We start from the raw sequence: 13958 nt of genomic DNA on the forward strand, positions 1-13958 counted from the left end.
TGCGATCCTCGGTGATCAACGCGATGCCGGCACGCACGGCGTCGGTCGGCGAGTCGATGCGCACCGCCGTGGGCGGCGCGCCCGGCGTCGCGGCCAGCGCGACCGTGCCGCTGTCCTTGTGGTCGGCGCCGTAGATCAGCCGCATCAGCTCGGTGCGGCCCGCGCCGATCAGCCCGCTGATGCCGAAGATCTCGCCCGCGCGCACTTCGAACGACACGTCGCGCACCACCTTGCCGCGCGCGAGCCGGTCGACCTTCAGCAGCGGCGCGCCGATATGGCGCACACCCAGATCAATTCGCTCGCCGAGTTCGCGGCCGACCATCCACGTGACGATCTGCTCGCTCGTCAGGTCGGCCATCGCGTCGACGTGCACGAGGCGCCCGTCGCGCAGCACCGCGACCCGTTCGGCCACCCGCGCCAGTTCTTCGAGCCGGTGCGAGATATAGACCAGCGCGACCCCCCGCGACTTCAGCCGGTCGATCTGTTCGAACAACAGGTCGACTTCGCGCGCGGTCAGCATCGCGGTCGGCTCGTCGAGGATCAGCACGCGGCAGTCGTCGATCAGATTGCGCGCGATCTCCACCATCTGCTGATGGCCGATGCCGAGTTCGCCGACCAGCGTATCGGGATCGATCGCGTCGAGGCCGACCTGCGCCATCGCGTGGCGCGCGTCCTCGCGCAGCTTGCGGCGGTCGATCCAGCCGAAGCTGAACGCACCCGCGCGCGGCAACCGGTTGAGAAACAGGTTCTCGGCCACCGATAGCGTCGGCAACAGATTCAGCTCCTGCATCACCATGCGCACGCCGAGCGCCTCGGCCTCGGTGCGGCTCGCCGGTGCGTAGGGGTCGCCCGCGAGGCGCATCGTGCCCGCGCTCGGATCGACCAGCCCACCGATAATTTTGGAGAGCGTGCTCTTGCCGGCGCCGTTTTCGCCGGTCAGCGCCAATACCTCGCCGGCGCGCAGCGACAGCGAAACGTCGGCGAGCACCGGCTCGGCATAGGTCTTGCCGATGCCGCTCACGGACAGTACGACAGCCAAGGCGTCGTGGTCGGTTGAATCCATCGCGATCCTGGTTTTCATGGCGGCCGGCGCGAGCGCATGCGCTGATGCGAACGAAGCCGCGTCCAACCGTCACGCGTCATGCCGGCCCAATGCGTGCAATGCGCAGCGCTAACGGCGCGCGACGCTCTCTCGCCGCTCGCCCCCGTCATGACGCTTATCTCTGGAATTAACGGCGGCTCGGCGGGTTTCTTGAGCGTTCATTGAGCGTTTATTGAAGAGGCGCGGATGCGCACACCGGGCGCTGCACGCGGCATGCAGCGGCGCGGGTGCGAATCGGCAGGCCCGGTGCTGCTCCGGGCCCAGCCACCCCCCCTTATTTGGTCACCAGACTGACCGGCGTTTCCACCACGCCCGACAACTGCGACTGCTTCTTGTGCTCGCTGAGCGCCTTCAGCGCGGTGTCGATGCCGAACACGGCCTGCTTGGCCGCGTATTGGTCGGCGGTGGCGAGCACGCGGCCGTCTTTAAGCATCGGCTTGATTGCGTTGATGTTGTCGTATCCGACCACCAGCACCTTGCCCTGCTTGCCCGCCGCACGCACCGCCGAGACCGCGCCGATCGCCATGTTGTCGTTGCCGGCGAGCAGCGCCTTCAGGTTCGGATACTCATTGAGCATGGCCGAGGCCACCGCGTTGCCCTTGTCGATTTCCCATTCGCCCGACTGCACCGACACGACCTTCGCGCCGACGGTCTGCATCGCGTCCTTGAAGCCCGCGGTGCGCTGCTGTGCGTTGGTGGTGGTCGACACGCCTTCGAGGATGCCGACCTCGTCGCCCGCCTTCAGCCGTTTGGCCAGGTAGTCGCCAACCATTTGCGCGCCCTTGCGGTTATCCGGGCCGACGAACGGCACGTTCAGGTCTTTCGACTTGAGCACGTCCGGATCGAGCCGGTTGTCGATGTTCACGACGATGATGCCGGCGTCCACTGCCTTCTTGACGACCGGCGCGAGCGCCTTCGAATCGGCCGGCGCAAGCACGATCGCGTCGACCTTCGAGACGATCATCTGCTCGACGATGCGGATCTGGTTGGCGGTGTCGGTCTCGTCCTTGATGCCGTTGGTGATCAGGTCGAACTGGCCGGGATTGTGTTTCTGATATTCCTTCGCGCCGGTTTCCATGGTCAGGAAGAACTCGTTGGCGAGCGACTTCATCACGAGCGCGACCTTCGGCTTGTGGGCCGGCGCGTTCTGCGCGTGCGCGGCGGAAAACGGCAGCGCGGCGGTGGCGGTGGCGAGCACTGCGGCGGCAAGGATGCGACGGCGGATGCGATGGTTCATGCGTATCTCCGAGGTTTTTCTGGCTCGGGCGGAGCCGTATTTTTAGTGGCGCGCAAACGTTTGCGAGGGCTATTCTCAGCGCAGTCGTTTCAGAATGTCAACGATTCGCAGTGGTGCAGTGCACCGGCGCGCCGACTCTGCGGCGGCGCCGGGCGCTCATCGGTTCTGGCCGGCGCGCGGGGTAAGCGCGCCGGCAGGCAGCGTGTGGCAAGGGTCCCTCGCTCGGTCCGTGCATGGCGGGTTTTGCCACCGGCGGCAAGGTGGGCAGACGGTGGGCCGCTTATGCTGGCCTTTTATTGCGAGTGGTGCAAGCGGGGACAACGCGAGGCGAGTCGAATCGCGCCACCGCCAGGGCCGGCTTATAGCCAGCCCGCCTTGCGAAAGCGCCTATACAGCACGAGGTCGACCGTCAGCATGATTGCCAGACACAGTGGATAGCCGAACCTGAAATGCAGCTCGGGGATATTCTGGAAATTCATCCCGTAGATGCCCGCGATCATGGTCGGCACCGCGAAAAGCGCCGCAAACGAGCCGAGCCGCTTGGTCACCTCGCTCTCGGCGAGCGAGATCATGCCGAGATTGACCTGCACCGCGGTGACGACGATTTCACGGCGCCCTTCGATGGTTCTGACGATCCGTTCGAGATGATCGTAGACATCGCGGAAATACGCCTGCATGCCCTGGCAGACGCTCGGAATCCGCCCACCGGTCAATTTGCTGACGGCTTCCTGCAGCGGCACGATGTGGTGCTGCAGGATCACGAGGCGTCGCTTCAACGAGTACAGATCCTGGATGATCGCGCGCGACTGCGCCGAATTGTTGTAGTCGAAAATGCGGTCTTCCAACTCCTCGATCTCAGTGCTCATCGCCTCGATGATCGGAAAATAGCGATCGACGACATCGTCGAGCAGCGCATACAGCACGAACGCCGAGCCCTCCTTGAGCAAACGCGGTTCGCGCTCGCAGCGCGCGCGCACGTTCTGGAATCCGGTGCGGGTGCCGCGACGCACCGACAGCACGTAGTTGCGCCCGACGAACACATCGACTTCGCCGATCAGCAACTCGCCGTCGTCGTCCATCTCGACCGTGTGCATCACGGCGAACATCGAGTCGCCGTACTCCTCGATCTTGGGACGCTGATGGCCATGTTGCGCATCTTCGATCGCGAGCTCGTGCAGGCCGAACTCGTGCTGCATCACGGCCAGCTCGCCCGGCCCCGGGTCTTTCAGCGCGACCCAGACGAAGCACTCGGGCCGCGCCACGTAGTCGCTGATGCTATCGATGTCGATATCAGCGAGCTTCCGACCGTCCTGATAGGCGGCGCAATTGATCAGCATGTTCGGATTACCTTGAAAACGGAAACAGACCGCCCGGCCTCGACTTGTGCGTGTGCCGCGCGTCGGGCCTGCGTTGACGGATGAGCGTAGCCGCCATGTTACGGGGCTGCGCGAAAACGTCACGTATCCAATTGTTAAACCTTGCCGGCGAGCGCCGCGAGCACGGCAAGCGCGCGTGCGCCTCACCGGAAAGCCCAGTTCGGATCGAATTGCTTCGACACGCCAATCCGATGCAAGCCGGGGCCGAGGTAAAACACCACGTGCTCGCCGTTCATCAGGTCGGTGACGCGCTCGCTGTCGATGTACACGAGCGCATCGCGGAACCGGACGATCACATCGCGCGAACGTTCGCGGCGCACGTCCGCGGCGCCGCTTCCGTGTAGCCGGCCCGCACGATCCGCCCGGTCGGCACCGGCTTGAACGGAACCGGCTCAGCCGGCGTCGACGCGCAACCGCCCAGCGCCGCGCGGGCAGGCATGACGGACGCCGGGAGCACGGCCTTGCAGCGGCAAGGCAGGCGCGCCGGCATACTGGTTCTCCCCTATCGACCATTGCGGTGCAGCTTGTGATGACAGACTGACGCAATGCCAGGCGATCCCGCGTGCCCCGTCCAGCGCCTTGCCAAACATGATAGCAACGCGCTGGCATCGCGCCAGCCTGGCCGAATGGCCAATGTCGGCCCAACCCAGGCCAACCTGGGCCCAGCCATGTCCCCCTTGCACGACGTGGCGTTCTTCTTCATGATCGTTGCAAAGGGCTCGATCCGTACGGACTGTGCGCGAGGGGTAAAGCCCTGGTGGGCGCGCGTGCCGCGATGGCGAGCCGGCATTCCCGCTTCGCCGGACCTACGAGCAAGGAGATTGCGATGTGGTATTTCACGTGGATTCTCGGCGTCGGCGTGGCGCTCGCCTTCGGCGTCATCAACGTGATGTGGCTGGAGGCCAACGGCAAGTTCGCGCGTGATCCGCGCGTCGGCGACACGCCGCCCGACCCTGACGGAAGCACGCCTTCGTGACGTTCCTGGTTTTCTTTTGCGGTCATGCGGGCACCGGCAAGACCACCGTCGCGAAAAAGCTGATCGGCCCGCTGATGAAAACCAGCGGCACGCCCTTTTGCCTGCTCGACAAAGATACGCTGTTCGGCGGCTACAGCGCGGCCGCGATGGCCATGCTGACCGGCGACCCGAACGACCGCGACAGCCCGCTCTTCCTGCAGCATTTGCGCGACCCCGAGTACCGCGGCCTGCTCGACACCGCCCGCGAGAACCTCGAACTCGGGGTGAGCGCGCTGGTGGTCGCGCCGCTCTCGCGCGAAGTGCGCGAGCGGCGCCTGTTCGACCGCGCGTGGCTCGGTGTCGGTTCAGAGGTAGTGCTGCGGGTCGTGTGGGTTCATACGTCGGACGAGGTCGCCCGGCAGCGGATCGTCGCACGCGCGAATCCGAACGACGCCTACAAGCTTGCGCATTGGGACGCATACCGGCAGCGCCGCTTCGTGCCCAGCGGCGAGACCTGCGACGATCTGCTGATGTTCGACAACACCGCGCCCACGCCGGCGGATGACGAGGCCCTGCTCGCGCGCATCATCGGCGAACCACAGCCGGCGGCCATGATGATGCCGCCACGGCCGATCTAGGAGCGGGAACGGCACCCGGCGGCCAGAAACGGAAATGCCCCGCATGACGGGGCATTTCCGTTTCAGCGGCCCTCTTGCGGGACCTCCACACTCTCTCAGTGGCGCGCATTGGCACGCCTCACCACCGCCCTCGTGTGTGTTCTTGCGACCATGCTGACGACGGCTGCGCGTCAGGCCGTCGCCAGCGCCTCCAGCGACTGTCCTTCGTACAGTTTGCCGAAGCGGTTCGCGAGGAAGTCGGTGAGCGACACCTGCTCCTGACGCACGAAGCCCTTTTGCGGCAGCTTCTGCTCGCGGAACAGATCGAGCACCGCGCACATCGCGCCGGCCGTGGTGATCTGGATCGCGCTCATCGGCACGCCGCACACCGTCTTCGCGAAAATCTTGCGGGTGAAGACTTCCTGCACCAGTTGACCGTCGCGCATGCCGCTTACCGTGATAAACACCAGCACGACGTCTTGCGCGGTCGATGGCACCGAACGGCGCATGATGGTCTTCAGCGTGTCGCGGTCGCTGGACAGACGCAGGTCTTCGAGCAGGAACTGCATCAGATTGCGGTGACCCGGATAACGCACCGACTTGTAGTCGAGCGATTCGACTCGCCCCGCGAGCGTCTCGCACAGCGTGCCCAGGCCGCCAGACGTATTGAACGCTTCGTACTCGGTGCCATCGAGCGAAAAGTGCTCGAGGCCTTCGAGCGGCTGCACCCACTGCGTGCGGCTGTCACGGATCGCTTCGCACGGCTGACAGTATTCGTTGATCAGGCCGTCGACGCTCCAGGTCAGGTTGTACTTCAGCGCATTGGTCGGAAACTCCGGCAGTGCGCCGACGCGCATCTTGACGTCGCGGATTTCGCTGAAGCGGTTCGCCAGTTCGTGCGCGGCAATGCCGATGAAACCCGGCGCGAGACCGCACTGCGGCATGAACGCGTGCTCGGCGTCGTCGGCGATCGCGCGGATCGCGTGGGTCGCGCGCACGTCCTCGGTCAGATCGAAGTAATGCACGCCCGCGCCCTTGGCCACCGAGGCCACGTTCACCGCGAGGTAATACGGCAGCGCGTTGACGAGCGCATCGAAGCCTTGCATCGCGGCGCGCAGTGCGGCGGCATCGGCGGAATCGACGCGGCGCGTCGGAATGCCCTGGGCGGCGAGCTTGTCGAGCGCGTGCTGATCGCGGTCGAATGCGACGACGTCATAGTCGCCGGTTTCACGCAGCATATGAGCGATGGTGTGTCCGATCAGACCGGCACCAACGATGGCTACTTTCATGCGCTTCTCCTTTGTTATGTGTGTGCTGTGCCCAGCTTGACAAGTGCGCCGCGCTTAGGCGCCGCGCCTGTCGGGCTGAACCCTTGAGCAACAGTTTAGGAAGAAGCAAAAACAGTTCATACACACAAAATGATGCGTTATGACCACGAGTTTCGACGTTATGACGAAAAATTTGGTCGAACTGTCGAAGCGATGTAAAAAGCGCGTAAAAACCAGCGTATTGGAAGGGCGCGCGCGTTCACATGCCGCCGTCAAACCATCCCGCGATCAATCTTGCGCGCGAGGATGATCGACGTCGTGGTTCGCTCCACCCCTTCCATGCCGCCGATCTGGTCGAGCAGATCGTTCAGCCGGTCGGGCGAATCGGCTCGCAGCCACGCGACGTAGTCGAACTCACCGCTCACCGCACACAACAACTGCACCTCGGGCATCTTGCCGAGACGCTTCTGCACGGACGGCCCGTGCCTGGGCGCGATGATCATGCCGACGTAGGCCATGATGCTCGAATCGAGCACATCCTGGCCGAGCCGCACGCTATAGCCGGCGATCACGTTGCTGCGCTCCAGCCGCGCGATTCTCGCGATCACCGTGGTGCGCGCCACGTCGAGCTGGCGCGCAAGACTGGCGACGCTTTCGCGCGCGTTGGCTTGCAGCAGTGCAACGAGGTTGCGGTCGAGGTCGTCGAGCTGGTCGAGGCGCGGAGGTCTCATCTAGGGTCTGGGGAAGTGGGTGGAGTGGGTCTGTGGTCGAGCGGATTATCGCGCGTCTTTAGCGTGTGATGGCGCTGGTGGGACTGCTTGCCAACGCCGCCGCCCTCACGCCCCGAACCGCTCGATCACGAAATCGACGAAGCTGGTGAGCTTGGGCGTGGCCTGGCGATCACGCGGATAGATCAGATGCACGGGCGCGCCGTCGGGCAGATAGTCCTCCAGCACCGACACCAGCTCGCCGCTCGCGATCTCGCGCGTGAGTAGCGCCTCCGGCTGCAGCACCAGACCGAAACCGCGCAGCGCCGCCACCTTCAGCGCCTGACCGTTGTTCGCGCGAAAGCGGCCCGCGCGCAGCGGGTTGCCCTCCGTGCTCCCGCCGTCGAGACGCCACAGACCTTCGCGGCCCCAATGCAGAAAACCGAGGCATTCATGATGGACGAGATCGGCCGGCGTGCGCGGCGTGCCGGCGCGCGCGAGGTACGCTGGCGACGCACATGCGCGCATCCGGTAAGGCTTCAACGGCCGCGCGACCAGACTCGAATCCGCCAGTTGACCGATGCGCACCGACGCGTCGAACCCCTCTTCCACCAGGTCGATGATGCGGTTCGACAGATCGAGCTCGAGACTCACGTCGGGCCACGCGCCCAGATAGTCCGTCATGGCCGGGGCGAAGACTTCGACGCCGTAGGTCAGCGGCACGGTCACCTTGAGCACGCCGCGCGGCGAGGCGGTCATCGCCTCCGCGAGCGACTCGGCCTGCTTCACATCGGCTAGGATGCGTCTGCATTGTTCGTAATACTGTCGGCCTATTTCCGTCAGACTTTGCCGACGCGTGCTACGCGTCAGCAGCCGCGCAGCCAGCCGGCTTTCGAGCGCACGCAGATGCTTGCCCACCATCGCCGACGAAATGTCGAAGCGCTCGGCCGCCGCCGTCAGGCTGCCCGCCTCGACCACGGCGACGAAAATTTCCATGCTGACGAGTTTATCCACCGGCTATTTCCCGTTCGTTTCGGTTGTAAGCGTTTGTCGCATTGGAGCCGCATTGTAGGGATATCGTGATACTAATAGCGGCGACGGCGAAATGGGGCAGCCGGCCGCCGTGCGTCGTGATGGCTGACGCAACCGGGCCGCTCGCCACACGCCTTGTCCCAATTCGAATAGACATCAGGAGTTTCGATGAAAAAAGCACTTGTCATGCTGGCTACCGCAGTTTCCATGAGCGGCGCGTTCGCACAAACCCCCGCGCCCGCCCCCGTACCGGCAAGCGCCGCCTCGGCGCCCGCGGGCAAGGCCGGCCACGAGCGCAACGTCGAAGATCGCATCGCCTATCTGCACGCGCAACTGAAGATCACGCCCGCGCAGGAAACGCAATGGAATGCCTTCGCCGACGTGATGCGCGGCAACGGCGAGACGATGGGCCAGTTGTTCCAGCAACGCAAAGCCGCCACCAACGTCACCGCGCTCGACGACATGAAGCAGTACGCGACCATCGCGCAAGCGCACGCGGACGGCATGAAGAAGCTCGTCGACGCGTTCGATCCGCTGTACAGCAGCCTGTCGCCGGAGCAGAAGAAGCTTGCCGACGCGACCTTCCATCACTCGGACACGGTCGATGGCGGCGGTCGTCACCGCCATGGCAAGGGCAAGGTCGGCAAGTCGACGCCCGCTAGCGATGCGATTGTGAAGCCTTAAGCAGCTTGTTTGCGCGCAGCGCGGTGGCTCGCGCTGCGCGTGCCGATTCTTTGCGGTGGACTTGCCTGTGCAGTCAGCTGGCAGTGCGCGCGCCGAGGCCCGCCCGGGTTTCCTCCGACCCCCGCTCCGCTTGTCCATCACGCGGCACGTCCTGGCTTACTCCCGATATGCCGTGATCAAGCTCGCCAACGGCGCCGCGATCCAGCGTGTCACGCGTGCAAAAGCAGCCGGTCATGAGATGCGTCTGGCATGATGCGGGTCCGCGGCATCGGAACATGACGTCCCGATGCACTGCTCCGACGTGAGGTCCGCATCGTCGGCACGTCGTCGATATATCCATCCCTACCTGCTTCATGACCGAACTCAAGAATCTCGATCTACGCACTGACGCGCTCGCTCGACGCGTCGTCAAGGACGAAACCGTGGGCGTCGAATTCGCCGCTGCCGAAGGCGAGTTGATGAGCCTCGAAGGCCCGAACCGCTATGTGCGCGGCGACGCGCTAATTACCGGATCGACGGGCGACCGCTGGGTCGTATCGCGCGAGCGCTTCGACGCCAAGTACCTTCCCGCCGACGCCGGCCTCGCGCACGGCGAAGCCGGCGCATACCGCAACCGTCCCGCCGTCGTACTGGCCAGACAGATGAACGAAGCGTTCTCGCTCGCCCGTTCCGCGGATGGCGGCGACGTGCTGCGTGGCGCCGCCGGCGACTGGGTCATGCAATACGCGCCCGGCGACTATGGCGTGGTCCAGGCCGCGCGCTTCGCGAAGGTCTACCGGCTCGCGGACTGAGCCGTTTCATGAGCGGGCCAATGAGCAATCTCATCAGCCCGCCCTGGTGATCGCCTCAAGCGACCGTCTCACACGACTCTCTCACGCAAACTCGTCGCCGAGGTCCACGCTGACCTCGCGCGGCACCGCTTCGCCATTCGCATACTGCTCTTCGAGCGAGCCAAGGCTCGCTTCGACATAGGCGCGCAACACCGCAAAACCGCGGCCGCGTAGCCGCGCCGGCAATGCGCGATAGCGCGCCAGCGCCGCCGGCGCGATCACCACCGTCATCACGATGCGCCGCGCGGTCGCGCCGAAGCGCATCGCTACCCAGTGAATCGTCAGCGACGGCGTGCCGTCTTCCGCTGCGCGCTGGATGAACTGCGTCTGCTCGGGAAAGAGATCGCTGATGACGCGCGCCAGCTCCTCGAACTCGGGATCGGCGCAGTCGTATTGGTAAGCTTCCATGGGGTCCGCCGGACGTGGTCCAGAAGTGGTTCCGAAAAGGGAACCGATTTTAGGCAAAGGCCGGTACTTTAGCGAGACAGCGGGTCACGCCACCGCTCCGGGACGCCGAAAAGTTCTGACCAGCAGACCCGCGACGATCAGCGCGCCCAGCGCATACACCGCGTCCACTGCCGCGAGCGGCACGAGCTGCGCCTGGAACAGCGCGGCGGGCACGTCGACCAGCGCGTGCAGGACGATCGCGAGCGGCAGGATGGCGCGCCAGCCCGCGCGCACACCACGCCACATCAGCACCGACAGGCCGATCTGAAACACCAGCGCGGCCACCCGTTCGAGCGCGAAAATGCCGGCCGTTTGCGGCGTCAGGCTGGCGAGAATCAGGTGGATGCGCATCAGCGAATCGGCCGGCAAATTGCTCAGGTAGCCGTCCAGTTCGCCGCGGTTCTCGAACACCGCGAACAGGATCCATTGAATCTGCACCAGCACGCCGACCAGCCACGCTTCCGCGCCGCCATGGCCAAGGCCGTAGGTGAGCGCGGTGCCGTCGTCGGCGCGCGTGGCGTGGGCGGCGGCCGGCGATTTTGCCGCGGCGCGCTTGAGCATCAGCCGCATGCCGATGAACCGCCCCACTTCCTCGCAGAGGCCCGCGGCCAGCGCACCGTACACGACGAAGGCAAGCGGATTCGACAGGAACGTGGCCGTCGCCGCGTTCCGATGCAGCACATAGTCGTTCAGCGCGCGCTCGATCACCATCGCGAACAGCGCGAACACGGCGATGCCGGTAATCGCGTCGCGCGGCTTGAGCGCGAGCGGGCGGCGCAGACGCCGATAGATCAGGAACGGTAAGGCGGCCACGAACAGCGTCGCGACAGCGAGGCTCGAGAGGGTAAGCGGTGCAACAACCATGAGTTTCCTTGCGATGACCGGCGCGCACCCGCTGCGCGCCGCAGCCCGCATGATCGCAGATCAGCGCGAAGTTGACGCGCGAACGATCAACTCACCCGGCAGCAGACAGTCGCGCGCGGTGGTTGGAACGCCTTCGATGCGCTCGTGCAGGAACTCGACCGCGCGATAGCCGATGTCGTAGGTCGGCTGACGGATCGTCGTGATGCCGGCCAACTCGGCCCAGTCGGGGTCGTCGATCGAGAGCAGCGCGACGCGGGCTTGCCAGCCGACGCCGTAGCGGGCTTTGAGGTGCAAGGCGAGGCGCAGTGCGACGGGAGCGTTGGCGGCGAAGAGCGCGATGCGGGGAAGCGGAGTCGAGTTGCCTGGATTGTCCGCAGGGGACGCATTGGCCGCGTTGGTCGCGTTCGCTGAACTTGCGGCGTTGGTTGCGCTGGCCACATCACCATCGCTGCCGGCCGCATCAATGGCACGGTCCAATTCGGCCAGACCGCGCTCGACATCGGCGGCATCCGCGAGATTGAGCACCAGCGTACGTCCGCGTGCGGCGCGTTGAGCGCGCATCGCGTCACGAAATGCGAGCTCGCGCAGTTGCCGCGAGCTGACCTGCTCGAACGGCTGGACGACGAACCAGATGTCGTCGAAGCCCTGCTCCAGCAGATGACGCGTACCGAGTTCAGCCGCGGCCCGGTTGTCGAGCCCGACCATATCGGCGACGAGTCCATCCACCGAACGGTCGACCAGCACCGCCGGAATTCCCCCGTCGCCCACTGGCCGCAACGTTTCCTCCCGCACGCCGAGCGCGTTGACGATCACGCCTTCCACCCGGTACGTGGTCAGCAGTTGCAGATAGCGGCGCTCCATCTCCACTTCGTTGGCCGCGTGGCAAATCAGCGGCATCAGGCCGAGCGCGTGACACGCCGCCTCCACGCCTTGCAGTACTTCGACGGTGTACGGATTCGTCAGGTCGGCGAGCAGCATGCCGATCAGGCGGTTGCGGCCGCGCTTGAGGCCACGCGCCATCTGGTTGGGCTGGTAGTCGAGCCGCGCGATCGCGGCTTCGATGCGCGCGCGCAGTTCCGGCGACAGCACGCTCGTCTCGCCGTTCAGATAGCGGGAGATGCTGGTCTTGCCAGTGCCGGCTTCGCGCGCGACATCGGTGATCGTCGCACGGCGCGGTAGCGGCGGCGGCGGCGTGGTCAGCGGCGCTTCACGCGTGGGGTCAGTCATGTGGGGTCATTCACGTTGGCTCATTCGTCTCGGCCCGCTCGGGTTGGCTCACTCTTGTATCGTTCACTCGCAGCGGCTCACTCATGTCGACACACCGGAGCCGCCTTGCGCCTCGCGGCCCGCTCGCGTTGACCCACTCACGTTGGCCCAATTGCATCGGCTTGCGCGTCGGCCCACGAACGTCGCTTCCTCTCAAGCCCACTCACGCAACCGAACTCACTTACCCAACACGTCCCGATTGACGACATTCACCGTCAGCGTCCCGTCGAGCGCCGCGACCAGATTCTCCGCCGCATTACGCGCCATCGCGTGGCGTGTCTCATGAGTCGCCGAGCCGATATGCGGCAGCGCGACCACATTCGCCAGCTTCAGCAAAAGCGAGTCGGCCGGCAACGGTTCGGTATCGAACACGTCGAGCCCCGCGCCGTGAATCGTGCCGTCTTGCAATGCTTTGATCAATGCCTGCTCATCGACGGTCGCGCCGCGCGAGGCATTGATCAGGATCGCGTTCTTCTTCATCGACCGAAGTTCGGCCGCGCCGATCATATGCCTCGTCTCGGCCGTGAGCGGCACTTGCAGGCAGACGAAATCCGAACTCGCCAGCAGTTCCGCCAGTTCGACCCTCCGCGCGCCATACGCCTGTTCAGCCTGCGGATTCGCGCTGCGATTGGTGTATAGCACCTTCATGTTGAAGCCGAGCGCCGCGCGTCGCGCGACCGCGCCGCCGATCCGTCCCAGCCCCACGATGCCGAGCGTCTTGCCCTGCACATCGACGCCGAACTGGGCCGCTCCGATGCTGTCGCGCCACTGCCCCGCCTTCACCCATTCGGCGAGTTCGACGACCCGGCGCGCCGACGCGAGGATCAGCGAAAACACGGTATCGGCGGTGGACTCGGTCAGCACGTCCGGCGTATGCGCGAGCACGATGCCGCGCCGCGTGAGATCGGCGACGTCGAACTGATCGAAGCCCACCGAAATGGTCGAGAGCGCTTTCAGGCGGCTCGCGCCTTCGAGCATCGCGGGCGTGACTTTCACACTCGCGCCGATGCCGCCATCGGCATCGCGCAACGCGGCGACGAACGCGTCGTGTTGCGCGGGATCGACCTGCACGACTTCAGCATGCTGTTGCAGATAGGCGAGCACATCTTCCGGCAGCGGCTTCCAGGCGACGATCTTCTTCATGAGCTTCATTTTCCTTGCAACGGTGTGGTGAGCGGGGGTGTCGCCGTTGACGTGTCCGTTCGCGGCTGCGGCTTGACGATCAGCGTCAGGATCACCGCGGCGACCAGCGCCACGCTCATGAATGCATACGACGCCGCGGGCGACCCGGTGGCGCCGTTCAGATAACCGACCACGTACGAGCCGACGAACGAACCGAGGGCGCCCATGCTGTTGATCAGCGCCATTGCGCCGCCCGCGACGTTCTTCGGCAGCAGTTCCGGCACGATCGCGAAGAACGGACCGTACGGCGCGTACATCGCGCCGCCTGCGATCACCAGCAAGGCGTACGACAGCCAGAAGTGCGTGGAGCCGAGCGCGTACGACGCCGCGAACGCCACCGCGCCAACCAGCAGGAACGGCCACACGAACACTTTACGGCGGTTGAGTTTAT

General features: G+C 65.2%; 16 protein-coding genes. 4 read left to right on the plus strand and 12 right to left on the minus strand.

From position 1 onward, the window contains the following. The 4 genes from CIC12_RS22475 to CIC12_RS33300 form a co-directional block, all read right to left on the minus strand. Positions 1–1063, minus strand: a 1063-nt coding sequence (locus CIC12_RS22475) for a sugar ABC transporter ATP-binding protein (RefSeq protein ID WP_168667195.1), incomplete at its 3' end; no start/stop codon positions are given. A gap of 313 nt (positions 1064–1376) precedes the next feature. Next, a complete protein-coding gene (locus CIC12_RS22480; RefSeq protein ID WP_168667134.1) occupies positions 1377–2339 on the minus strand; it encodes a sugar ABC transporter substrate-binding protein in 963 nt (320 codons plus the stop codon). Positions 2340–2698: 359 nt separating this feature from the next. Next, the gene (gene corA, locus CIC12_RS22485) at positions 2699–3676 is read right to left on the minus strand and encodes a magnesium/cobalt transporter CorA (protein WP_168667136.1); all 978 of its coding nucleotides are present in this window, start codon (positions 3674–3676) and stop codon (positions 2699–2701) included. Positions 3677–3858: 182 nt separating this feature from the next. Further along, positions 3859–4035, minus strand: coding sequence for a hypothetical protein (locus tag CIC12_RS33300; protein ID WP_238812814.1), 177 nt, complete (start codon positions 4033–4035; stop codon positions 3859–3861). Between the two features lie 506 nt (positions 4036–4541). Here CIC12_RS33300 and cydX point away from each other — a divergent pair. Next, a complete protein-coding gene (gene cydX, locus CIC12_RS22495; protein ID WP_168667138.1) occupies positions 4542–4691 on the plus strand; it encodes a cytochrome bd-I oxidase subunit CydX in 150 nt (49 codons plus the stop codon). Next, a complete protein-coding gene (locus CIC12_RS22500; protein WP_168667140.1) occupies positions 4688–5308 on the plus strand; it encodes an AAA family ATPase in 621 nt (206 codons plus the stop codon). Before cydX ends, CIC12_RS22500 begins: the two co-directional genes overlap by 4 nt. Before the next feature lie 170 nt (positions 5309–5478). On the opposite strand, the gene CIC12_RS22505 is transcribed toward CIC12_RS22500, so the two are convergent. From CIC12_RS22505 to CIC12_RS22515, 3 genes are all read right to left on the minus strand, one after another. Next, positions 5479–6576, minus strand: coding sequence for a saccharopine dehydrogenase family protein (locus CIC12_RS22505; RefSeq protein WP_168667142.1), 1098 nt, complete (start codon positions 6574–6576; stop codon positions 5479–5481). Between the two features lie 251 nt (positions 6577–6827). Beyond that, entirely contained in the window at positions 6828–7286 is a 459-nt protein-coding gene (locus CIC12_RS22510; RefSeq protein ID WP_168667144.1) for an Lrp/AsnC family transcriptional regulator, read from the minus strand. 105 nt (positions 7287–7391) lie between these two features. Continuing rightward, complete coding sequence (locus CIC12_RS22515; protein WP_168667146.1) at positions 7392–8276, minus strand: LysR substrate-binding domain-containing protein; 885 nt, start codon at positions 8274–8276, stop codon at positions 7392–7394. A gap of 186 nt (positions 8277–8462) precedes the next feature. Here CIC12_RS22515 and CIC12_RS22520 point away from each other — a divergent pair, with 186 nt between their 5' ends. Next, positions 8463–8978 (plus strand): Spy/CpxP family protein refolding chaperone, encoded by a 516-nt coding sequence (locus CIC12_RS22520; protein ID WP_168667148.1) that lies wholly within the window; start codon positions 8463–8465, stop codon positions 8976–8978. 353 nt (positions 8979–9331) lie between these two features. Beyond that, positions 9332–9769: a PGDYG domain-containing protein gene (locus CIC12_RS22525; RefSeq protein ID WP_168667150.1), complete on the plus strand. Its 438-nt coding sequence runs from the start codon at positions 9332–9334 to the stop codon at positions 9767–9769. An 81-nt stretch (positions 9770–9850) separates the two neighbouring features. Here CIC12_RS22525 and CIC12_RS22530 read toward each other — a convergent pair whose 3' ends face one another. The 5 genes from CIC12_RS22530 to CIC12_RS22550 form a co-directional block, all read right to left on the minus strand. Then, positions 9851–10216, minus strand: coding sequence for a DUF3022 domain-containing protein (locus CIC12_RS22530; RefSeq protein ID WP_168667152.1), 366 nt, complete (start codon positions 10214–10216; stop codon positions 9851–9853). Between the two features lie 84 nt (positions 10217–10300). Further along, a complete protein-coding gene (locus CIC12_RS22535; protein WP_168667154.1) occupies positions 10301–11119 on the minus strand; it encodes a YhfC family intramembrane metalloprotease in 819 nt (272 codons plus the stop codon). A gap of 60 nt (positions 11120–11179) precedes the next feature. Next, positions 11180–12346 (minus strand): LacI family DNA-binding transcriptional regulator, encoded by a 1167-nt coding sequence (locus CIC12_RS22540; protein WP_168667156.1) that lies wholly within the window; start codon positions 12344–12346, stop codon positions 11180–11182. Between the two features lie 216 nt (positions 12347–12562). Further along, positions 12563–13528 (minus strand): 2-hydroxyacid dehydrogenase, encoded by a 966-nt coding sequence (locus CIC12_RS22545; protein ID WP_168667158.1) that lies wholly within the window; start codon positions 13526–13528, stop codon positions 12563–12565. Positions 13529–13533: 5 nt separating this feature from the next. Next, positions 13534–13958 (minus strand): MFS transporter (locus CIC12_RS22550; protein ID WP_168667160.1); only part of this gene is annotated, 425 nt, incomplete at its 5' end.

Origin of the sequence: Paraburkholderia sp. SG-MS1 (assembly GCF_012275575.1) — a bacterium.
GTDB lineage: Bacteria > Pseudomonadota > Gammaproteobacteria > Burkholderiales > Burkholderiaceae > Paraburkholderia.